This is a genomic window from Bacillus sp. FSL E2-8868 (assembly GCF_038005505.1).
Lineage (GTDB): Bacteria > Bacillota > Bacilli > Bacillales > Bacillaceae_G > Bacillus_A > Bacillus_A mycoides.
The window spans coordinates 737,881-759,287 of the sequence record NZ_JBBOTI010000003.1; the positions used below are offsets into that span (position 1 = coordinate 737,881).

General features: G+C 35.8%; 21 protein-coding genes, 1 pseudogene and 2 riboswitches. Of the genes and pseudogenes, 12 read left to right on the forward strand and 10 right to left on the reverse strand.

Features of this window, described 5'->3' with window-relative positions; all coding sequences use genetic code 11:
* Positions 1 to 15: 15 nt before the first annotated feature.
* From NSS74_RS24920 to NSS74_RS24930, 3 genes are all read left to right on the forward strand, one after another.
* Positions 16 to 1,734, forward strand: a complete 1,719-nt coding sequence (locus NSS74_RS24920; RefSeq protein WP_340814496.1) for a DUF3981 domain-containing protein — start codon at positions 16 to 18, stop codon at positions 1,732 to 1,734.
* A 117-nt stretch (positions 1,735 to 1,851) separates the two neighbouring features.
* Positions 1,852 to 3,111: a multidrug effflux MFS transporter gene (locus NSS74_RS24925; RefSeq protein ID WP_061689449.1), complete on the forward strand. Its 1,260-nt coding sequence runs from the start codon at positions 1,852 to 1,854 to the stop codon at positions 3,109 to 3,111.
* A gap of 250 nt (positions 3,112 to 3,361) precedes the next feature.
* Entirely contained in the window at positions 3,362 to 3,865 is a 504-nt protein-coding gene (locus NSS74_RS24930; RefSeq protein WP_002140130.1) for a hypothetical protein, read from the forward strand.
* A 60-nt stretch (positions 3,866 to 3,925) separates the two neighbouring features.
* Here NSS74_RS24930 and NSS74_RS24935 read toward each other — a convergent pair whose 3' ends face one another.
* Both NSS74_RS24935 and NSS74_RS24940 read right to left on the reverse strand, forming a co-directional pair.
* Complete coding sequence (locus NSS74_RS24935) at positions 3,926 to 4,036, reverse strand: DUF3951 domain-containing protein (RefSeq protein WP_340814449.1); 111 nt, start codon at positions 4,034 to 4,036, stop codon at positions 3,926 to 3,928.
* A gap of 144 nt (positions 4,037 to 4,180) precedes the next feature.
* Positions 4,181 to 4,252 (reverse strand): annotated as a pseudogene (locus NSS74_RS24940) (DUF3951 domain-containing protein); the annotation flags it as partial.
* Between the two features lie 171 nt (positions 4,253 to 4,423).
* Positions 4,424 to 4,529, forward strand: a riboswitch (SAM riboswitch).
* 137 nt (positions 4,530 to 4,666) lie between these two features.
* Between NSS74_RS24940 and NSS74_RS24945 the strand changes: the two are divergent.
* The 5 genes from NSS74_RS24945 to NSS74_RS24965 are packed head-to-tail and all read left to right on the forward strand — an operon-like array spanning position 4,667 to position 9,966.
* Positions 4,667 to 5,584 (forward strand): ABC transporter permease, encoded by a 918-nt coding sequence (locus tag NSS74_RS24945; protein ID WP_340814450.1) that lies wholly within the window; start codon positions 4,667 to 4,669, stop codon positions 5,582 to 5,584.
* Between the two features lie 16 nt (positions 5,585 to 5,600).
* The gene (locus NSS74_RS24950) at positions 5,601 to 6,605 is read left to right on the forward strand and encodes an ABC transporter permease (protein ID WP_002029386.1); all 1,005 of its coding nucleotides are present in this window, start codon (positions 5,601 to 5,603) and stop codon (positions 6,603 to 6,605) included.
* On the forward strand, positions 6,562 to 7,572 hold the full coding sequence (locus tag NSS74_RS24955) for an ABC transporter ATP-binding protein (RefSeq protein WP_340814452.1): 1,011 nt from the start codon (positions 6,562 to 6,564) through the stop codon (positions 7,570 to 7,572). The genes NSS74_RS24950 and NSS74_RS24955 overlap by 44 nt, the downstream gene beginning before the upstream one ends.
* Positions 7,569 to 8,342 (forward strand): ABC transporter ATP-binding protein, encoded by a 774-nt coding sequence (locus NSS74_RS24960; RefSeq protein WP_002091442.1) that lies wholly within the window; start codon positions 7,569 to 7,571, stop codon positions 8,340 to 8,342. The genes NSS74_RS24955 and NSS74_RS24960 overlap by 4 nt, the downstream gene beginning before the upstream one ends.
* A gap of 13 nt (positions 8,343 to 8,355) precedes the next feature.
* Positions 8,356 to 9,966, forward strand: a complete 1,611-nt coding sequence (locus NSS74_RS24965; RefSeq protein ID WP_340814455.1) for a peptide ABC transporter substrate-binding protein — start codon at positions 8,356 to 8,358, stop codon at positions 9,964 to 9,966.
* 24 nt (positions 9,967 to 9,990) lie between these two features.
* Here NSS74_RS24965 and NSS74_RS24970 read toward each other — a convergent pair whose 3' ends face one another.
* The gene (locus NSS74_RS24970) at positions 9,991 to 10,458 is read right to left on the reverse strand and encodes a YusW family protein (protein ID WP_012260194.1); all 468 of its coding nucleotides are present in this window, start codon (positions 10,456 to 10,458) and stop codon (positions 9,991 to 9,993) included.
* Between the two features lie 172 nt (positions 10,459 to 10,630).
* Between NSS74_RS24970 and NSS74_RS24975 the strand changes: the two genes are divergently transcribed.
* From NSS74_RS24975 to NSS74_RS24985, 3 genes are read left to right on the forward strand one after another with little or no spacing between them, the layout of a single operon-like run.
* Positions 10,631 to 11,530, forward strand: coding sequence for a helix-turn-helix transcriptional regulator (locus tag NSS74_RS24975; RefSeq protein ID WP_159147380.1), 900 nt, complete (start codon positions 10,631 to 10,633; stop codon positions 11,528 to 11,530).
* Between the two features lie 18 nt (positions 11,531 to 11,548).
* The gene (locus NSS74_RS24980; RefSeq protein ID WP_159147381.1) at positions 11,549 to 11,740 is read left to right on the forward strand and encodes a hypothetical protein; all 192 of its coding nucleotides are present in this window, start codon (positions 11,549 to 11,551) and stop codon (positions 11,738 to 11,740) included.
* The gene (locus NSS74_RS24985; RefSeq protein ID WP_286098400.1) at positions 11,727 to 11,999 is read left to right on the forward strand and encodes a hypothetical protein; all 273 of its coding nucleotides are present in this window, start codon (positions 11,727 to 11,729) and stop codon (positions 11,997 to 11,999) included. Before NSS74_RS24980 ends, NSS74_RS24985 begins: the two co-directional genes overlap by 14 nt.
* Before the next feature lie 46 nt (positions 12,000 to 12,045).
* Here NSS74_RS24985 and NSS74_RS24990 read toward each other — a convergent pair whose 3' ends face one another.
* The 4 genes from NSS74_RS24990 to proC form a co-directional block, all read right to left on the reverse strand.
* The gene (locus tag NSS74_RS24990) at positions 12,046 to 13,686 is read right to left on the reverse strand and encodes a peptide ABC transporter substrate-binding protein (RefSeq protein WP_340814458.1); all 1,641 of its coding nucleotides are present in this window, start codon (positions 13,684 to 13,686) and stop codon (positions 12,046 to 12,048) included.
* A 505-nt stretch (positions 13,687 to 14,191) separates the two neighbouring features.
* Positions 14,192 to 15,832, reverse strand: a complete 1,641-nt coding sequence (locus tag NSS74_RS24995; RefSeq protein WP_002009939.1) for a peptide ABC transporter substrate-binding protein — start codon at positions 15,830 to 15,832, stop codon at positions 14,192 to 14,194.
* 135 nt (positions 15,833 to 15,967) lie between these two features.
* Positions 15,968 to 16,072, reverse strand: a riboswitch (SAM riboswitch).
* Between the two features lie 148 nt (positions 16,073 to 16,220).
* Positions 16,221 to 17,054 carry an aldo/keto reductase gene (locus NSS74_RS25000; RefSeq protein WP_002063472.1) on the reverse strand — a complete coding sequence of 278 codons (834 nt, stop codon included), beginning with the start codon at positions 17,052 to 17,054 and terminating at the stop codon, positions 16,221 to 16,223.
* A gap of 1 nt (position 17,055) precedes the next feature.
* Entirely contained in the window at positions 17,056 to 17,859 is an 804-nt protein-coding gene (gene proC / locus NSS74_RS25005) for a pyrroline-5-carboxylate reductase (protein WP_061689443.1), read from the reverse strand.
* Between the two features lie 196 nt (positions 17,860 to 18,055).
* Between proC and pnuC the strand changes: the two genes are divergently transcribed.
* A complete protein-coding gene (pnuC, locus tag NSS74_RS25010) occupies positions 18,056 to 18,706 on the forward strand; it encodes a nicotinamide riboside transporter PnuC (RefSeq protein ID WP_340814459.1) in 651 nt (216 codons plus the stop codon).
* 66 nt (positions 18,707 to 18,772) lie between these two features.
* Here pnuC and NSS74_RS25015 read toward each other — a convergent pair whose 3' ends face one another.
* From NSS74_RS25015 to modA, 3 genes are all read right to left on the reverse strand, one after another.
* A complete protein-coding gene (locus tag NSS74_RS25015) occupies positions 18,773 to 19,624 on the reverse strand; it encodes a GRP family sugar transporter (RefSeq protein WP_002140141.1) in 852 nt (283 codons plus the stop codon).
* A gap of 297 nt (positions 19,625 to 19,921) precedes the next feature.
* Entirely contained in the window at positions 19,922 to 20,596 is a 675-nt protein-coding gene (gene modB, locus NSS74_RS25020) for a molybdate ABC transporter permease subunit (RefSeq protein ID WP_002029397.1), read from the reverse strand.
* Between the two features lie 5 nt (positions 20,597 to 20,601).
* Complete coding sequence (gene modA / locus NSS74_RS25025; protein WP_340814461.1) at positions 20,602 to 21,399, reverse strand: molybdate ABC transporter substrate-binding protein; 798 nt, start codon at positions 21,397 to 21,399, stop codon at positions 20,602 to 20,604.
* Positions 21,400 to 21,407: the final 8 nt, after the last annotated feature.

Consider the following 21,407-nt stretch of genomic DNA (forward strand, 5'->3'; position numbering starts at 1 on the left):
GGGACATTGCCTTTGATGAAATTTATAGTTTTAGCTATTCTCACTTTGTTTTTGATTCCATGGACTAGAAGCGGTAATAAAATTCGCGCGGTGGATAAAGGAGGAAATGAGAAAGTTGTAAAGGGTAAGAAATCATCTATTTTAGTTATTCCTGTTTTATTTTGGATAGGTATTGCAATCTATGAATATTTCTGGCTAATTGATGATCGAGCAGATTCTATTCTTACTCATTATTCTGTTGCAGTAGCGATTTTAATTGGGCTTGTTTTATTCTCACAAGAGCAGGTAGGGAAATTAGAAGGTACGTTAAAGGGACTTCTAATGTTCCTTTTACTCGCAAGTTACGGCTATTTTGGTTATTTGCACGATATAGTAATCACGCAAAAAAAATATGATTCTGTTGTGAAGATCGAGAAAGATATTTCAGAGCCATTTACTGAAAATGATCAGCCGTTTACAGTGCCGCCAAAGACAGCGGAGAATAAGATGAAAAAAGTATTTGGGGATATTCCGAAAGTAGCTTATTTTGAGCTAGGGGAATTAACGCCACAAATGGTAAATGGTGAGGCTTTATATGTAGCACCGATTGAAGTTTCAGGCTTTTTTAAAGCACGTAAAGCTGAGACAATTCCAGGGTACGTAACGATGTCAGGTACGAATCCTGATGCGGAAGCGAAACTGCATCTTGGTTATAAAATGAAATATGTGCCGAGCATGTTTTTCGGTAATAAATTAGAACGTGTCGTTCGAAAAGCAGAGCCAGATTTAGTTTTTAAAGGGAAACCAAAATTTGAAGTTGATGATAAAGGGAAACCGTATTATACAATGACGTATGGTGAATTTATTTCAGGAAGATCTGGATTTGAAGTAGAAGGTGTTGTAGTAGTAGACGCACAAACAGGTGAAGTGAAAAGATACGACAAAGGAAAGGCACCTAAATTCGTTGATGGCGTATTAAATCACGAGACTGCATCTACATTAAATACGTATTTCGGTAAATATATTCACGGATTTTGGAATACAAAATTCTCACAAACGGATATGAAGATTCCGACTGAGTGGGGAACGAAAGAAGGAGTTACACCAATCTTCGGTAAGGATGGAACGTTATATTATTTTACTGATTTCACCTCTCCGAAAGAAGGAGTAGATTCTGCACTAGGCTATTCGCTTATTGATGCGCGTACAGGTAAGTTGTATTACTATAACGGAAAAGAAGTAAAGGGAATTATGGATGGTTCGGCTGCTACAGAAGTAGTGGATAATTCCTTTAAGAGAGAGAAATGGCATGGAACAATGCCGGTTATTTATAACGTATATGGTAAACCTTCTTGGATTGTACCTGTTATTGATGACGGCGGATTAGTACGTGCTCATACTGTCATATATGCTTCTAATGCAAAAGTGTTTGCAACAGGTTCAACGCAAAAAGAAGCACTTGAGAATTATAAAAATGCGCTGAGCGGAAGTGGTGATTCATTTAGACCGACTTCAAATGGGAAAGAAGCGCAAAAAGAAGGTACTGTACAACGTGTGTATAAAGAAAAATCAGGTGAAAATACGATTGTGTACGTACTATTAGAAAACGAGCAAAAAGTATTCATGGTACCGGCGAAGAAATTCCCATATGCAATGTTTACAGAAGTAGGAGATCCAATTCAAATCACATATTTAGACACAGGAGAAATGATGGCATCTGTATCTAAATTTACAAATAGTAATTTGAAAAAGTAAAGCGATAGAGATTCTATCGCTTTTTTTACATTATTAAACAGGAAAATACGGTATACTTGACGTATATTCATGTTGTAACTATAATTGTTACGATTAAGTGTTTATATGAAAGGGTGAATGGAAAAAGTGAATGGAGTTAATCACGAAATATATAAACCTGTAAAGACAAACAGGTTATGGATGATTCTTGTATTAGGGACACTTACGGCAATTGGGCCATTATCTATTGATATGTATTTGCCTTCTTTACCAAAGTTAACGGATGATTTACAAACGGGTGCATCCCTCGCGCAGCTTACATTAACTGCTTGTCTGCTTGGGCTTTCAGTAGGGCAGTTATTTATTGGTTCAATTAGTGACATTTACGGAAGACGCAAACCTCTTATTATCGCTCTTATTATTTATGTTGCTTCTTCTTTACTTTGTGCTGTTGCACCATCGATTTGGAGTTTAGTGCTTTTACGTTTCTTACAAGGTGCTTCAGGATCTGCTGGTATCGTTATATCACGTGCAATGGTACGTGATATGTATTCAGGTTCTGAAATGACGAAGTTTTTCTCACTGCTTATGTTAGTAAACGGAGCAGCGCCTATTTTGGCACCGATTATTGGAGGGCAATTATTACAGTTCACATCATGGCGCGGCGTTTTTATCGTTCTTGGAGCAATTAGTGTATTCATGCTAATATCAGCTACTTTCGTATTACGTGAAACATTACCTCCTGAAGAAAGAGAGACAGGTGGATTATCAGGAACGCTTGCAACATACGGAAAGCTTCTGAAAGATCGTTTATTTATGGGGTATGCACTGTCGCAAGGATTAGTAACAGCTGCAATGTTTGCTTATATTTCTGGTTCACCGTTTGTGTTGCAAAATATATACGGGGCATCACCACAACAGTTTAGTTTGTTCTTTGCAATTAACGGTATCGGTATTATTATTGCTAGCCAAGTTACTGGCCGCTTAGCGGGGAAAGTTAATGAGAAAACTTTATTTGTTGCTGGTATTATTATTGCGGCTGTTGGCGGTCTATCGTTACTACTTACAATCGCACTTGGAATAGGGCTAATCGGTGTTTTATGCTCGCTATTTCTTGTTGTATCAAGTGTTGGGGTTGTATCAACAACTGGGTTCTCGTTAGCGATGAGAAATCAGAAACAGGCTGCAGGAACGGCATCGGCTTTATTAGGTTTATTACAGTTCATTTCAGGAGCACTTGTTGCACCATTAGTAGGTATTGGCGGAAGCAATACCGCATTACCGATGGGGGTTGTGATAGCGCTTTGTGAAATTGGTGCTGTGTTATGTTATCTATTTATGGCCAGAAGAAGTGAGAAGCAGTTTGAACTGCAACAAAGACAAAATTTAGAGGCTTAATTTATAAAAAAGAGCTGATTCAAACATGTGTTGAATCAGCTCTTTTTTCATTTCTTTGAAATAACTTATACAGTGTTGTAAGGTGATGCAAAAGTTATTTGCATAAAGTGACGATACTGTGACAAAAATGTTGGTGTGTATATTAAGATCTCGTCTTAAGTGTAAAAAGTAGGGTGTTCTCGGTATAATAACAAGTGGAGATAAAAGAAACTATAATGAGTAATAGCTGTAGATAAAAGGAGAAGAAGAGATGAAGAAGGTTTTGGGTATTGCTGTAATGGGAAGTATGCTCCTTCTAGCAGGGTGTAATGGAAATAAAGATACAAAAGAACCGAAAGAAAAGGTAGAGCAATCTACTGAACAAACAGAAGAGATGAAAGAATACCGTGCAGTACATGAAAAATACGATATGAAAATGAATAAAGAAATTAATAAAGCACTACAGTTATTTGAAGTGGCAAAAGAAAAGGGCGGTAAGGAAATAACTAGTGCTAAATATAAAGAAGACGTGCGAACGGTAACAACGGGCATGTTAGAAGATATTGATCATATGCGTAAAGAAATTCGTGTGCCGAAGTCGAAAGAGGACGAACATGAACTATATGTTGGTTTCTTAAATGAAGCAGAACAAGCGATGAAAAAATTACAGAAGTTAGCTAAAGAAGAAGATTCATCGTTGATTCGTGATATAGAAGTTAATTTTTCAACAGCATCGACATACTATAAACGCTTTCAAACAGAGGCGAAAAAATAACCTTGCGCATGCGCAAGGTTATTTTTTCTTTTTACCATCTCCGTCTTCATCCTCGGATACTCATACCTTCTGTTCTTCGTGAAATTCTGAAATTGTTTGGCCAGTAATATTATCGAATGGAGTGTAAAAAGAAGTGATGCTTTTCTTTTTAATGAAGAGTTTATCCCGCATTAACGGGCAGTAAGACCCCCACCTCAAAGTTCAGTGAAAGCAAAGAAGTTAGATAGGGGATCAACTGCCCGTAAAAGCCCGATTGGTGAGGGCTGATAATCAGTGGGGGATGAACAAAACCCCCACTGATTAAAGTTTCACTTTATAGAAGCCGATGATGACGAGTATGACGATTGTTAATGGCAATCCTATAGTAGCCAGAAGTAGTGGATCCATTTTATAACTCCTTTAAAGTAATTAATTTTATTATAAGATAAAGTAGTGATTTTAAGAAATAATGATATTTAAAACTGATTTTTCTAAATATATCAAATTAGATTGACTTTTAAATTTTTCAGAATTATAATTCAAAATATACAATTTGAACCAAATAATAATATAGCAATTTACTTATCCAGAGAGGTAGAGGGACTGGCCCTATGACACCTCAGCAGCGGGTTCTGTAACAGGAACACCGTGCTAATTCCAGCAAGCAAGTCTTGAAAGATAAGTGATGGGCCTTCGTTTATTAAGCCTTGATCTTATTTTTTAAGATCAAGGCTTTTTGTGTTTTAAGAAGTAGAGAAGGAGTAATGGCAACAAATATGTCAATAAAACAAAGTAAATTCATCTGTTTAGGGGGTTATTGAAGTGTATGTTATTAAAAAACTATCGGTTATGGTATTCACGCTATGGGTCATTACGACATTAACATTTTTAATTATGCATATTATTCCAGGTGATCCGTTTTCATCAGATGCGAAAATCTTTCCTGAAGAAGTAATACAAAACATGAGAGCGAAGTATCACCTTGATGAACCGTTATGGAATCAGTATGTTGCTTATTTGGATGGGGTAGTTCATTTTGATTTTGGCGAATCTGTTCAATCGACAGGTCAAGGTGTATCGGAAATTATAACAACTGGTTTTGGACCATCGGCAATTATTGGTTTACAAGCACTTGTTATTTCATTGTTAGTCGGAATTGCCGCAGGTACATTTGCCGCGCTATATCATGGGAAAGTGATTGATTATAGTGTGAGCTTGCTTGCGATTCTCGGTATTTCTATTCCTAGTTTTATTTTAGCACCACTATTTATACAAGTATTCGCCATACAATTGGAATTACTACCAGTGGCGTCTTGGGGAACATTTGAGCATACTGTATTACCCTCCTTCGCATTAGCGTTAGGACCAATCGCAGTTATTACAAGATTTGTTCGCTCTAATATGATTGAAGTGTTGCAGAGTGATTATATTAAGCTAGCGAGAGCGAAAGGTATACCAATTAAGAAAATCATTATAAGACATGCTCTTCGAAATGCGATTGTTCCGGTACTTACATTTGTTGGCCCATTAATGGCTGGACTTTTAACAGGGACTTTCGTTATTGAAAAAATCTTTTCAATTCCTGGTTTAGGAAAATATTTTGTAGACAGTATTTTCAACCGAGATTATCCGGTGATTATGGGAACAACCATTTTCTATAGTGCGCTATTAATTGTATGTATTTTTATTACAGATATCATTCATCGTATTGTTGATCCGCGCATTCGTTCTATTACGTAAGGAGGGTGATGTTTAAATGGGGGCTTATGAAATTAATGACCAGTTATTAACGAATGAAGAGAAAAAAGAATTAACGATAAATAAAGATCAGCAAACGATTAGCCGGAAAAAGGAAGTGTTTCGCAAGTTTATATCAAACCCTATAGCAGTTTTAGGGGCAGTGACGTTATTACTAATTATTGTTTTCTCGCTTATTGGCGAAAGTTTAACGCCATTTACTGCGAGTGAACAAGTAAAAGAAGCAACTAATTTACCGCCTAGTAGTGAGCATTGGTTCGGAACAGACGATTTAGGGAGAGATATTTGGGCGCGTACTTGGGCTGGTGGAAAAATTTCATTAACAGTTGGATTGGTAGCAGCAGCTCTTGATATAGGGCTTGGTGTACTTATCGGTGGCTTTAGTGGATATGTGAGAGGACGTAATCGTCTTGGAACGTTAATTGATGAGTGGATTATAAGAGGGATTGAAGTGTTATACGGTATCCCGTATTTACTGATTGTTATTTTACTATTAATCATTATGAAACCAGGACTTTTTACAATTATTATAGCTCTTGCGTTAACGGGATGGATTGGCATGGCACGTCTCATTCGGGCGCAAGTACTTTCATTGAAACAAAGAGAATTTGTTATTGCAGCAGAGCGATTAGGTACATCTCATATGAAAATTATATATGGGCATTTAATTCCAAACTTAACAGGGATTATTATCGTCAATTTATCATTCACAATTCCAGCAGCTATTTTCTCAGAATCATTTTTAAGTTTTATCGGACTTGGAGTACAATCACCAGCAGCGAGCTGGGGCACGATGACAAACGATGCACTCGGGACATTACTAAGCGGAGAGTGGTGGCAACTTTTCTTCCCGGCAATCATGATTGCATTCATCATGTTCGCATTTAATGCGATTGGTGATGGTTTGCAAGATGCGATTGATCCGAAAATCGTAAAACGTAATCGAAAGGAGAAAAAACATGGCACAAATCTTATCTTTAGAAAACGTAACGTTGGCCGTTGAAAAAGAGAATAGTAAGCAAGCAATTGTGAAGCATGTTTCCTTTTCTATTAACGAAGGTGAAATAGTTGCACTTGTCGGAGAAAGTGGTTCAGGGAAAAGTGTTACAGCACAATCAATTATCGGCTTAAATCAAGAATCGATTCATATTGATGATGGAAATATATCTTTCCAATCAAAGGAATTAACGGATTTACAAGAATCAGAATGGAATCAAATTCGCGGGAAAGATATTTCCTTTATCTTTCAAGACCCGCTTTCATCTTTAAATCCGACGATGAAGGTTGGAAGACAAATTACAGAAGTAATTGTGCAGCATGAAAAGAAATCGAAAAAAGAGGCAAAAGAAATTGCAATTAACTTACTAAATGATTTAGGGATACATGAAGCAGAGAAACGCTTTGAACAATACCCGTATCAGTTGAGCGGAGGTATGAGGCAGCGTATTTGTTTAGCAATTGCATTTGCTTGTCACCCGAAGCTCGTTATTGCAGATGAACCTACAACAGCATTAGATGTAACGATTCAAAAGCAAATTATGGAGTTGTTAAAAGAAAGAAAGGAAAAACAAAATACGAGTATTTTATTAATTACACATGATTTGGCACTTGTACGTGAAGTAGCTGACCGAGTAGTAGTTATGTACGGGGGACGTGTTGTTGAAAAAGGAACGATTCAAGAAGTAATTGGCGCACCTAAGCACCCTTACACAAAAAGTTTATTGCAAGCAATTCCGAATATGGATGATTCAGAAAAGGTACTTAGAGCAATTGAGGGAACAACACCTTCAATTGAAACGTTAAATAGTTTTGGATGCCCGTTTGTGAATCGTTGTCCTGTAGCGATAAAAGGATGTATTCATCGATTCCCAGAGAGAACAACATATTCTGAGGAGCATAGTTCACATTGCTGGCAGCATATCCTAGAGCATAATAAAGCGAAATCAAAAGAGAGGGTGAATGCCTCATGACGACAGATTTAATTACTGTAAAGCAAGTAACGAAAACGTATGGAAGTAAAAATAAAGAAATCGCAGCGTTAAAAGGTATATCACTTTCTATCCCAAAAGGAACAACGCTTGGCATTATTGGAGAAAGTGGTTCTGGAAAGACAACACTTGGTAAGCTCATAGCTGGGATCGAGCGTCCAACGTCTGGTGAAATTGATTATAACGGTCAAGTTGTTCACAAGCTGAAGTCAGCTCATAAGCGGGATTTCTTGCAGAAAGTACAGTTCATTTTTCAAGATTCCACAGCTGCATTAAATCCGCGCTGGAAAGTACGCGATATTGTAACAGAAGGCTATATTTCATTCGGTTTAGGCGATAAAGGATTGAAAGATAAAGTCGCAGGTGATGCACTAGAGCGTGTTGGATTAGATAGACGATATATTGATCGCTATCCACACGAATTTAGCGGAGGACAACGTCAACGTATTGCCATTGCAAGAGCGCTATTATGTGAGCCAGAAGTATTAATCCTTGATGAACCAATTTCAGCATTAGATGTTTCACTGCAAATCCAAATTGTACATTTACTGCAAAAGATTCAAAAGGAACAAGGCTATACATATTTATTTATCGCACATGATTTACCGATGGTTCACTATTTATGTGAAAAAGTGGCTGTCTTATACAAAGGAGAACTTGTTGAATTTGGATATACGGACGAAGTATTCCGTAATCCACAACATTCTTATACAAAAACATTATTAGCATCAACACCAAAAATTTCAGGTTAAAGGAGAATGTAGGATGAAGAAGTTTTTATTATTTGTCATTATGACTGTTTTAGCAATAACTTCTGTTGCTTGTGGTAAGAAAGAGACGCAAAAGGCGAGTGCTGGTAAGGGAGAAGGGGATCGATTAGTAACGAATATTAGCAGTGATCCGTATACCCTTGATTCTGCTATTGCGACAGATAGCACGTCAGGTTATGTAATTGGACAGTTGTTTTCAAGTTTATATACGCAAGATAGTGATGGGAAATATCAAAATGAATTGGCAGAGAAAGAAGAAGTAAATGCGGATGGAACTGAATATACAATTCATTTAAAGAAAGATATTAAATGGTCAGATGGCTCTTCTATTACAGCAAATGATTTTGAGTTCGCATGGAAGCGATTATTAAACCCGAAAACGGGTTCTATGAATGCGACAGAAATGTATTTTATTAAAGGTGCAGAGGCATATAATACTGGAAAAGGTGAAGAGGGACAAGTTGGGATTCAAGTGGTTAATCCTCAAACGTTAAAAGTAACACTTGAATATCCAGTTGCTTCTTTCAAACAAAAGCTAGCAAGTTCATTATTTATTCCATTATCTAAAAAATCAATTGATGATAATAATAAATTAAAAACAGACCCAAAAGAGTTAATTACGAACGGACCATTCACGTTAAAAGAATGGAAGCATAACCAAGCAATTACAGTACAAAAAAATAAAGAATACTATGATAAAAAGGTAACATTAAAAGAAATTGAGTTTCGTATTATTCCAGACTCTAAAACAGCGTATCAATTATTTAAATCAAAAGAATTAGATTTACTAAGTGGTTTACCACAAGAGATGATTGAGAAAGAAAAAGGAAATAAAGAATATAAGCGTGTTGCAGGATTCTCATCTTATATTTATTCGTTTAACGTAGAAAAAGAGCCGTTTACAAATGCAAAAGTACGTAAAGCATTTTCATTAGCGGTTGATCGTAAGTTTATCGTTGAAAAACTGTATAAAAATAATGCACAAGAAGCATATGCTTTTGTTCCAGAAGGGGCAAAAACACAAGGCGGCCGTGATTTCCGTAAAGAAAAAGGCGATTACGTAAAATTTGATCCAGCGGAAGCGAAAAAATTATTAGAAGAAGGCATGAAAGAGCAAGGATGGTCTACATTACCTGAAGTAACATTAAAATTCACTACAGATACACAACATAAAAAAGTAGCAGAAGCAATGCAAGAAATGTTTAAGAAAAACCTTGGTGTAGATATTAAATTAGAAAATAAAGAGTGGAAGAGTTACATCGACACATACAAGCAAAGTGATTTCCAATTAGCTTATATGGGGTGGGGAGGTTCTAACTTAGACCCTAGTGCCCGTTTAGAATTATATGCAGGTGATGGTCCGAGCAACTATGCGAAGTGGTACAATAAAGAATTTGATAATTTAATTAATCAAGCAAAAACAGAACAAGATGAAAATAAACGTTTTGATATATTGCATAAAGCAGAAGACATTATGTTTGATGAAACACCATTGATCCCAATTATTTTCCCAAGTGCTTCGTATTTACAAAAATCATCAGTATCTGGCGTCCAATTCATTATTGGTTCTAGTCCAGAACTAAGATACGTAAAAATTAAAAAATAAAGAAGTAGGCAATCGCCTACTTCTTTATTTTATTTCTTTCTTATATTCTTTTTTCGTTCCATCAGAGAAGATAACTTCTAAAGCGAATTTTTGATAGTCTTTATCAAGTTTGAATACATTTACTACTTGATCAATTACTTCTTGGTCAGGAGTATCTTTATCAAATTTCAACTCTTGTAGAAGTGGGCTTAATTTTGTAATAGCCTCGTCGCCTGTTAATTTTACATCTGCTTTATGGTCTTCAACTTTTGCTTCCATTTTTTTATCGGCTGCTACATTTTTATAATCAGCTTCGTAGTCTTTCTTCGTATCCTGATAGTCCGCTTTTAAATCGAATTCATTGAAGTTTAGCTTTAAATCAGCAGGAGCCTCGTTTTTTGCCTCTTCTGTAGTCTTTTTATTAGAAGTTGTGTCTTCTTTTGCAGGAGCTTTACATCCTGTTAATGCAGGTACTAGCATAAGAGCTAATAAAATTGATAGTAAAATTCTCATTATAAATTCCTCCTTATGTAAATTTGTTCTATACAAGTTTTTCCCAAAATCATGTAATTATGTATGTGTTGAAAATAAATTATTTTCTCGTAGCTTCAAGGGTAAATGCGCAATTTAAATCAAAAATGATTTGTATGTATATGGTAAATTTAAGTTGTAAGGAGGTACTGAAATGCATGAAGAATATAAAGAGATGATAAAAAAAGCAATCGAATATATAGAGAATCATTTACATGAAGAGCTTACAACAGAAAAAGTGGCATTTCACGGTGCAGTATCGATGTACCATTTTCATCGTATTTTTCAAAGTTATATTGGGATGAGTGTAACGGATTATGTTCGTAAGAGAAGATTAACTCATGCTGCACAGGTTTTAGTGTCGACTGAGAGAGCAGTCATTGATATTGCAGTGCAATATGGTTTTTCCTCACAAGAGGCATTTACTAGAGCTTTTAAAAGAATGTTTCAATTACCACCAAAAAAATATCGAAAGTATTTCCAGTCATTTTATATAGAAAGAGAGGGTATTTCAATGGAAAAAGGTATACCAAAAGGATGGGTATTAAGCGGAAGTCATCCTGCTGAATATGAAATGGGTTTAGATTATGAAGTTGTTCATCAAGGAAAAGTATCTGCATACATAAAAGCAAAAGAGAACGTTACGCATGGAGGCTTTTCAACATTAATGCAAATGTTCCGAGCGGATAAATATGTAGGTAAGAGGTTGCGTTTAACAGCATTTATTAAGAGTGAGAATGTAAAAGACTGGGCAGGATTGTGGATGCGAGTAGACGGAAAAGATACAGAGCCTATTGCTATGGATAACATGCAAAATCGTCCAATTAAAAATACGAATAACTGGCAATCATACTCGGTTGTACTAGATATAAAAGAAGAAGCACTTGGTATTGCATTTGGTGTTTTATTATCAGGAGAAGGTTGTGTCTGGTTAGATAGTATTCGATTTGATGAAGTGGATGAAAAAATTCCTTCAACAGATTTGGCAGAAAATTTTTATGAAACACTCCTAGAAGAGCCGGTGAATCTGCAATTTGAAGAAATAGAAAATTAAAAAGTAAGGAGAAAAGATATGCTCAAATATGTGAAATTGATAAGTATTAGTTTAGTAGTATCGTCGTGTATTATGGGAATTAACTATTTAATTAGTTATCTTTGGTCAGGGCATATACCTTCTTTGACGTGGAGAACATGTTTGATATTTATGGTTATATTTATGATGAGTTTTGGTTCAATACAAAAAGAGAGCTATGAAGAGAGTTGATAATCGTCCTTTTAGTCTTCTTAGTATAAATACATATGTATTTATCACTGCATTGGAAAAACAGGTTTGCCGTTCGGGATTATTTCCCGCAACATATGCAGCGAATGGTTATTACACAATAATATTTGGTGGAGTTAATTTAGCGGAAAATATTATTTCATTATTACTTATTATACTAGTTACACAATTGGTAGCGGGAATCACTATAGGTATAAAAGGGATAGTAAAGAGGAGAAGTTCTGTAGTTAAAGAAGCATAAAGTAAAAAAGGTATCCTTCGTGGGATACCTTTTTTACTAGCGTTTATTATTTTGCAACTTCTGTCCACTTGTAGTTAAATTCACCGCCGAAGTCAGTTGTTACAAGTCCTTTAATGAAAGAGCGTTGTAAGTAAGAGCGACCTTGTTGGTATAAAGGAGCGACAGCACCATCTTGTAATAAGATTTTTTCAGCTTGCTTCATTGCTTCCCAGCGACCTTTTTCATCACCAGCTAAATCAGTTTTTACTTTACGAATAAGCTCGTCGTACTCTTTGTTAGAGTATTTATCGAAGTTATAAGCACTATCTGTTGTGAATAGATCTAAGAATGTAATAGGATCCGCGAAGTCAGGGCCCCAGCCATCGATTCCAATTTCGTAATCACCACTTAATAGTAGTTTTAACTGTTGTTTACGTGGTTGAGGTTTTAAATTCACTGTTAATCCATCTAGATTCTTTTCTAATTCACCTTTTAAATATTCACCAGTTTTCTTAGCTAAAGCATTATCACTTGTTAATAGTTCAATTGTTACTTTGTCAGTACCAAGTTCTTGTTTCGCTTTTTTCCAGTTTTCTTTTGCAGATTTCACATCATCTTTGACTAGATTTCCATTCTCTTTACGGAAGTCATTACCGTCTGGACTTTTTGCGAATTTCGCAGGAACCATTCCTTCTGCTGGGATTGCACCGTTATTTAAAATTGTTTCTACGTACGCTTTTTTATTCATTGCTTCGTTAATAGCGAGGCGTGCATGTTGATTTTTTAATACTGCATTTTTCTGATTTAGTCGTAAGAATTGGATACCGACTTCAGCGCGTTCCTTGAAGTTGGAATCGTTCTTATACTTATCAACAAACTCCGCAGTTAAAGCAACACGATCAATTTGTCCTGAATCATATAAGTTAACTTCTGTAGACTTATCTTTAACGACATTGAAGTTGATTTCTTCTAGTTTTACAGTTTTAGCATCCCAATAGTTAGGGTTCTTCTTCAATTGGAAGCTTTGTTCATGTTTCCAGTTATCTAATGTGAAAGCCCCGTTGTAAATTAGATGCTTCGTTTCTAAACCGTATTTATCACCTTGAGATTTTAAATACTCTTCATTGATTGGTAAGAATGTTGCAAATGTCGTTAAGCTTAAGAAGTAGGGAACAGGGCGGTCCAGTTGTACTTCTAAAGTTTTATCGTCAAGAGCTTTAACGCCTAATTGATCGATTGCTACTTCTTTTTGGTTTATTTGTTTCGCATTTTTTATATCAAAGAATAAGAATGCATATTCAGCAGCTGTTTCAGGGTTAACGGCACGTTGCCAAGCGAAAATAAAATCTTTTGCTGTAACAGGAGTACCGTTTGACCATTTTGAATCACGAAGATGGAAAGTATACTTTGTTTTATCCGGACTAATGTCAACCGATTCAGCAACACCAGGGATCGGTTTATTATCTTCTCCTATAGCATATAAACCTTCAAAAACATTTCTCATTACATTCATGGATTCCCCATCCGTCGCTTTTGCAACATCCATTGTTGGAATTTCTGAAGCAAATGATAAGTTAATCGCTTGTTTATCAGGTGCTTTATCGTTCGCTTTTGCTCCGCCTGCATTATCTTTATTTCCCCCGCAAGCAGTTAGTAGTAGACTTGCCCCTAAAACAGATGCAACAACAGGTACAACTTTTTTCTTCATTGTTCTTTCCTCCCTAAATGTGTTGTTCGTAACGTCATAATGTCCATGTCTTGAAGTGTAGCTATAGAAGGAGAGAAAACCTATTATAAATATGTGTATATAGGTAATCAGGTATTCTATATGTATATACATGTTGAACTATAATCTATCGTTATATGTTTCAACTTAGTAGACATTACATTTTGATGGTAAAATATTTTGTTTCTTTGATTATTTAGAATATTAACACTGGAAAGAACTATATGTCAATAATAAAAAGTGGAGTGTTAATTTCTTGGAATAATATATTGAAAAAGCAGATTTCCTCATATTAGGGAATCTGCTTTTAATATATTTTGCTAAAAAAACAATGGGTGTGGGTGAGAACACGATGATCTAAGTTGCATTTTATCCCGCATTAACGGGCAGTAAGATCCTCACCTCAAAATTCAGTGAAAGCAAAGAAGTTAGGGGGGATCAACTGCCCGTAAAAGCCCGATTGGTGAGGGCTGATTAAAGTTTCACTTTATTTTTCAATTTTTGCCCATTTGAAGTTTAATTGACCTGCAAAGTCTACTTGTACAATGCCTTTCACATAAGAACGCTCTAAATAAGATTCTCCTTTTTGGTAAAGAGGAGCAATAACAGAGTCCTTAAATAAGATTTTTTCTGATGCTAGTAACGCTTCCCAGCGAGCTTTTTCATCACCAGCCAAAGTAGTTTTAACTTTTTCAATTGTGTCATCAAACTCTTTATTAGAGTAATGATCTAAATTGTAAGGGTTATTCGTCGTAAATAGTTCAAGGAATGTAATTGGATCAGCAAAGTCAGGGCTCCAACCGTCAATTCCAATCTCGTAGTCACCTTTTAATAAGAGTGAAACTTGTTGTTTACGTGGTTGCGGTTTTATATTTACCGTTAAGCCATCTAAATTCTTTTCTAGTTGTCCTTTTAGGAACTCACCAGTTTTCTTCTCAAGGTCACCATCACTTGTTAATAATTCTAATGTTATCTTTTCAGAACCAAGTTCTTTTTTTGCTTTCTTCCATAATTCTTGTGCAGATGTTGTATCAACTTTTGTTAAATCGCCGTTTGCAGTACGGAAGTCTTTTCCATCAGGCCCTTTTGCAAAGTTTTTCGGCACGAGACTAAAGGTTGGTGTAGAGCCATCATTTAATAACGTATTTACAAAAGATTTTCGATCAATTGTTTGATCGATTGCTTGGCGTGCAGAAACGTTTTGAAGTACTTTGTTTTGCTGATTCATACGTAAAAACTGTACCCCTACGTTCGGACGTTCTTTAAAGTTAGCATCCTTTTTATATTTATCAACGAAGTCAGATGTTAGTTTTATACGGTCTAATTGTTTGGATTCGAATAAATTTACTTCTGTTGATTTCTCTTTCACAACGTTGAAATTGATTTCTTCGAGTTTGACATTATCTTTATCCCAATAGGTAGGGTTTTTCTTAAATTTAAAGCTTTGTTCATGCTTCCAATCACTTAGTGTAAAAGCTCCGTTGTACAAGATTTTGTTATCTTCTAAAGCGTACTTATCACCTTGTGCTTTAAAGAATTCCTCGTTGATTGGTAGAAATGTTGGGAACGCCGTTAAGCTAATAAAATACGGAACAGGGCGCTCTAATTCTACTTCAAACGTATGGTCATCAACTGCTTTTATACCAAGTTGATCGGATGGGAGTTCTTTGCTATTAATTTTTTTAGCGTTTTTAATATCCAGGAATAAAAAAGCATATTCAGAAGCTGTTGCTGGATCGACAGCTCTTTGCCAAGCGAAGACAAAATCTTTCGCTGTTACAGGTGTGCCGTTCGACCATTTTGAATCTCGTAAATGGAATGTGTATTTCGTTTTATCAGCACTTACTTCATGAGATTTCGCAACGCCAGGAACAGGTTTATTACCTTCGCCAAGATTGTATAAACCTTCAAATACGTTTCTCATTACTTGACCAGAATCAGTATCTGTAGCACGAGCCGTATCCATTGTTCGAATCTCAGTAGGTGAAGATAAGTTTAAAACTTGCTTACTAGGTGCCTCATCTTTTGCATTTGCTCCGCTCGCTTCGTTTTTATAACTACCGCAACCAGATAATAAAATACTTACTCCTACAACTGATGCAATACCGGGTACAAACTTCTTTTTCATTTGATTTTCCTCCTAAATAGTTAATAAGATTGGATGACGATGAGGGAAATGAAAAACAAAAAATCCCTCTTTTCGTATTGAGAAAGAGGGATTTTTACGTACAAGTTATGCACCCGTATATAAACGAAGTCCCTCATTCTATCTTTCAAGCACAAAGCTTGCAGGAAGTGGCACAGTATTCAAAATGAACCTGCTGCCGAGGTTTCAAAGGGCCAGTCCCTCCACCTCTCTTGATACAATGAGAATAAATTTTATTAATTTTTGTGTTTCTTTGATAATTCAAAATCTTACACCTTAGATAATGAAGTGTCAATCAAATGGAATATAGTTCAAATTTTCAGTTTTATTAAAAATAAAAAAACCACTGCATATGGCAGTGGTTTCCCTACTAGAAGTTAAAGTTATCTGGATCTGGACCAACGCGATGATTTTCATTTAAAGCTTGAATTGCTTTCATATCATCCGAGCTTAATTCAAAGTCAAAGATGTTTGCATTTTCAATAATGCGGTGTTCTTTAATAGACTTAGGGATTGTTACAACTTCATTTTGTAGATCCCAACGTAAAATAACTTGTGCAGTCGATTTATTATATTTCGTAGCGATTTCTTGTAATGTTGGGTGATTAAGTAGCTGCCCCTGCATTAATGGTGACCAAGCTTCAAGCTGGATGTTATGTTCTTTACAGAAGGCATGTAATTCTTCTTGTGCTAAACGTGGGTGGTATTCCACTTGGTTAACCATTGGTTTAATTTCTGCAATTTCAAATACGTCTTGCAAATGGTGAATATGGAAATTACTCACACCGATAGCACGAACACGACCATCTTTATAAAGCTGCTCTAAAGCTTTCCATGATTCAGTGTATTTTCCTTTTACAGGCCAATGTACTAAATATAGATCTAAATATTCTAGACCTAATTTTTCTAATGTAGTTTCAAATGCTTGTAGTGTTGACTCGTAACCTTGATCACTATTCCACACTTTTGAAGTGATGAATAACTCTTCACGAGGAATACCAGATTCTTGAATTGCCTGTCCAACGCCTTCTTCGTTTTTATATATCGCAGCAGTATCGATACTACGGTATCCATTTTTTATAGCTGCTTTTACAGAATCAATTACTTCTGTACCATCTTCAACTTTAAAAACACCCAAGCCGAACCAAGGCATTTTCACGCCGTTATGTAATGTTGTATAGTCGTTTAAACTTGTTAAAGTCATATTAATTCCCCCTAGCTTTTTTATTGGTCGCTTCAACTGCTTGTTGAATGACTTCTGAAAAATTATTTTCATATAGAACTTTTAAGCCTTCAGCCGTTGAACCTCCTGGTGTTGTTACTTGTTCGCGGAGCATAGCTGGATCCTGATTTTGCTGGAGCATAGCGGCAGAGCCAGCAATCATTTGAATGACAAGGTGTTTTGCTGTTTCCTCATCAATACCATAGCTTTTCGTTGCTTCAATTAAACCTTCAGCAAAGTGATAGAGAAAAGCGGGTGCACTACCAGTAACTGCGGTAAGTTGGTGAACTTCCTCTTCGGTACAAAACTGTGAGGTACCGATACCTTTTAAAAGAAGTTGTAACGTTTCTTGATGTGTTTCATCTACAGAATGTCCCGTCGTATATAAGGAGATAGACTTTCCAATCCCAGCAGCTGTATTTGGCATAATCCAAGCAACAGGTGTCCTTTGGGGAAGTCTTTCTTCTAGATAAGATGGCCCGATTCCGGCAGCAACTGTCACGACAAATTGATTAGTTAGAAGAGGGGATAGATCCGCTAATAGCTGTTCATGTGCGACAGGCGGCATTGCTAAAACGATTGTATCTACAGATTTAATATGCTGTTTCCAATCTGTTGTAATCGATAGATCATATTGAGTTTGTAATTGCGTTAGTTTTTCTATGTTACTTCGGTTGGAAACAATAATTTCTTCGATGTATTCTTTACTTGTTGTAAGTAGTCCAGCAAATATAGCTTCTGCCATACGACCGGCACCAATAAATAAAATTCGATGTTTATTAGGCATATCCTTTATTCCTTTCTGATGAGAATATGTTATAAAAAACGATAACATTTTTAAGAGAATTTTGTAAAAAGAAACGGCTTATCGTAAGTGGAATAGATGAGTGGGGAGTTTTACAGGAGAAAATTTATAGTAAGTATAAGAGTTATTTCTTATACTGTTGATAGGGAGTTTATTACATATCTGGGGAGAGATAAATATGGTTAGAAGTCCACTTTTTTTACTCATTTCTAGTATTATTTGCATATTAGTTGGGTTCTATATCCGATCAAGTTATATTGAAATTTTCGCATCGGTTATGGGGATTATTAATGTTTGGTTACTTGCAAGGGAAAAGGTATCAAACTTTTTATTTGGGATGATTACAGTTGCGGTATTTCTGTATATTTTCACTACACAAGGCTTATACGCAATGGCAGTATTAGTAGCCTTCCAATTTATATTTAATGTGTACGGTTGGTATTACTGGATTGCGCGTAGTGGGGAGGAGAAGGTAAAACCGACAGTTCGCTTAGATTTGAAAGGATGGATTATTTATATACTTTTTATTTTAGTTGCTTGGATTGGTTGGGGATATTATCAAGTCCGTTATTTAGAATCGACAAGTCCATATTTAGATGCTTTAAACGCTGTATTAGGATTAGTAGCTCAATTTATGCTGAGCCGAAAAATCTTAGAAAATTGGCATTTATGGATTTTGTATAACATAGTTAGCATTGTGATTTATATTTCAACGGGCTTATACGTCATGTTAGTATTAGCTATTATTAATCTATTTTTATGTATCGATGGCTTGCTAGAATGGAAGAAAAACCATAAAGAGCGAGAACGTGTAAAAAATTATATTTAGAAAATAATTGTAATCAAAAACCCCCTGAAGCATATACGTTTCAGGGGGTTTAAATATAGTGTGAATTTATGCTTTTGTCATACCAAGCAATACAGCGCCGCCGATAATTAAAACACTACCTAGGGCAATAAAGATCAATTGACGTTTTGTTTTCTTTTCACCTAAGAAGACAATCGCACCGAATGTTGAGATAACGATTCCAGTTTGAGATAATGGGAAGCTTGTCGCTACTCCGACACGTGGTAATGAAAGAAGTAAGAATAAGTTTCCTGTTCCCCAAAGTAAACCAGATACAGCATTACGAATTGCATATTTGTTAAATGGTTTATGTTTAGACGTCAGTACAACCGCACCAACGAACATACCAACTGCCTGTGGTAAAATAGCAGACCAACCATCGATATTATACCAACGAATAATAATTACATATACAAGATAGCCGAAAGTAGAAACAATTAAAGTAAGAAGTCCTTTTTTCAATTGTCCTGGTGGCTGTGCATTTTCTTTATCATCTAGTGATGTGAATACTACACCAATTACGATTAATAGGATTGCAATCGTTCCCAGAACAATCGTTGTAGTAGTAGTCCACTCACGAAAAGCGATAACTCCAAAGATAGAAGTTGCAACAAGTTGCATACCAGTAGAAATAGTTACAGTAGTTGAAACACCTAGTTTTTCAACTGTTTTTAATTGGTTTACTTGTCCTAAAGCCCAGAATAAACCTGAAATAAAGCCAACAATCAAGACTGTCATTGTTAAAGTTGGTTGAGTAAATACATACATAGTTGTTGCGAAGAATAGAGCACCGATTGTCATACCTACCGTTTGGCTATATGCACCACCGCCCATTTTTACGCTTACTAATAAGATGTTTCCCCATGCGATTGCAGGAAGAAGCGCTAATAAAATGTCCATTACAAGACTCCCTTCGGTTTTCTATACCAATATAATTACATAGCGTTCTAACGATCGGTAATGCCCCACTAATAGAGTAGAAGATTACCGATCGCTAAAACAGGATGAAGAATTTACGATATAAATGCGTTTTCATTTCTTCATTTTTTGAAACACTTTCATATAATAACAGGAAATTACCTATTTTAGAAAGTGAATTCAAATAAAATGTATATTTAAATAAGGGGAAAAATTCAGTTATTAATCAAATCATTTTATTTTCCGGGAAATAAAAAGCAACTTTTGTCGAAAGTTGCTTTAAGAAGTAGTAATTCTTCTATTAATGAGTTGAATGCATAGTAAGAATAGAAGGGACATACTAATCGTTATGATTACAAGCGTCCAAGCTAGTTGCATATTACTCGCATCAATAGCCATATAAATCGCCGTTGGAATCGTCTGAGTTTTGCCAGGTATATTTCCTGCAAACATTAAAGTTGCACCAAATTCACCGAGTGCGCGAACAAAGCTTAAAATCATACCGCTAAGTAGTGCGGGGAATGCAAGCGGGAGTGTAACATGTAGAAAAACTTGATATTCACTTGCACCAAGATCGCGCGCGCCATCTTCAATTTGTACATTTGCGATAGAAAATCCTGTTTTTGCTGATTGGTACATGAGCGGAAATGCAACGACTGTAGAAGCAATGATAGCAGCAGTAGATGTAAACATAATGGACTGCTGAAATAATGATTCAATCCACTTTCCAATGGGACTGTTATTTCCAAAAATGATAATTAGAAAAAAGCCGATAACAGTTGGTGGAAGCACCATTGGTAATAAGAAAATAGTTTCTAGTAGTACTTTATATCGCCACGAGGAGCGCGCTAATGCTCGTCCAATAATCGTTCCTAAGATCGTAACGATTATTGTGGCGCACGCAGCTACTCGCAAGGATAGAAAGACAGGTGACAAAATTGCATCAAAGCTCATAGCGATTATGGCAGGATTGTAAATCCATATTTCTTAAAGATAGATTGTGCATCTTTTGATTGTAAATACTCATAGAATGAAGTCGCCTCTTTCTTATGCTTAGATTCCTTTATAACACCTAAAGGATAGTGGATTGGCTCATGAGAATTAGCTGCTACCGCTTCTACAATTTTTACCTTGTCTGAAACGAGAGCGTCTGTTTTATATACAATACCAGCATCAACATTACCTGTTTCTACATATGTTAACACTTGGCGAACATCTTTTGTAAATACGATTTTATTTTGAACGTCATTCCAAAGATTTTCATATGTGAGAGAAGCTTTTGCATATTTTCCTGCAGGTACAGATTCGGGTGTACCAAGTGCGATTTTCTTGATTTTCTCATCCTTTAAATCTTGAAGTTTTGTAAGAGCACTATCTTTTGGAATGACTAGAACTAGTTCATTTCCAAGAAGGTTTTTCCCTTCTTTTTCATTAATAAATCCTTTTTTAACAAGAGTTTGGAATTTATCCTCTGCTGCAGAGAAGAATAAATCAGCAGGTGCACCTTGCTCAATTTGTTGTTGAAGTGCACCAGAAGCACCGAAGTTAAAAAAAAGTTGAATAGTTGGTTCTTTCTCTTTATATTGCTTTTCAATTTCTTTTAATGCATCTTGTAAACTTGCAGCAGCTGATATAGTCAGCTCCACTGATTCTCCCTCTTTAGCAGCTGACTTTTCTTCACTTGAACAAGCTACACTGAATATAAGAAGAAAAGAAAGTATAAGTACCCCAATGGATCGTAAAGTAAATTTGTTCATAAAAAATC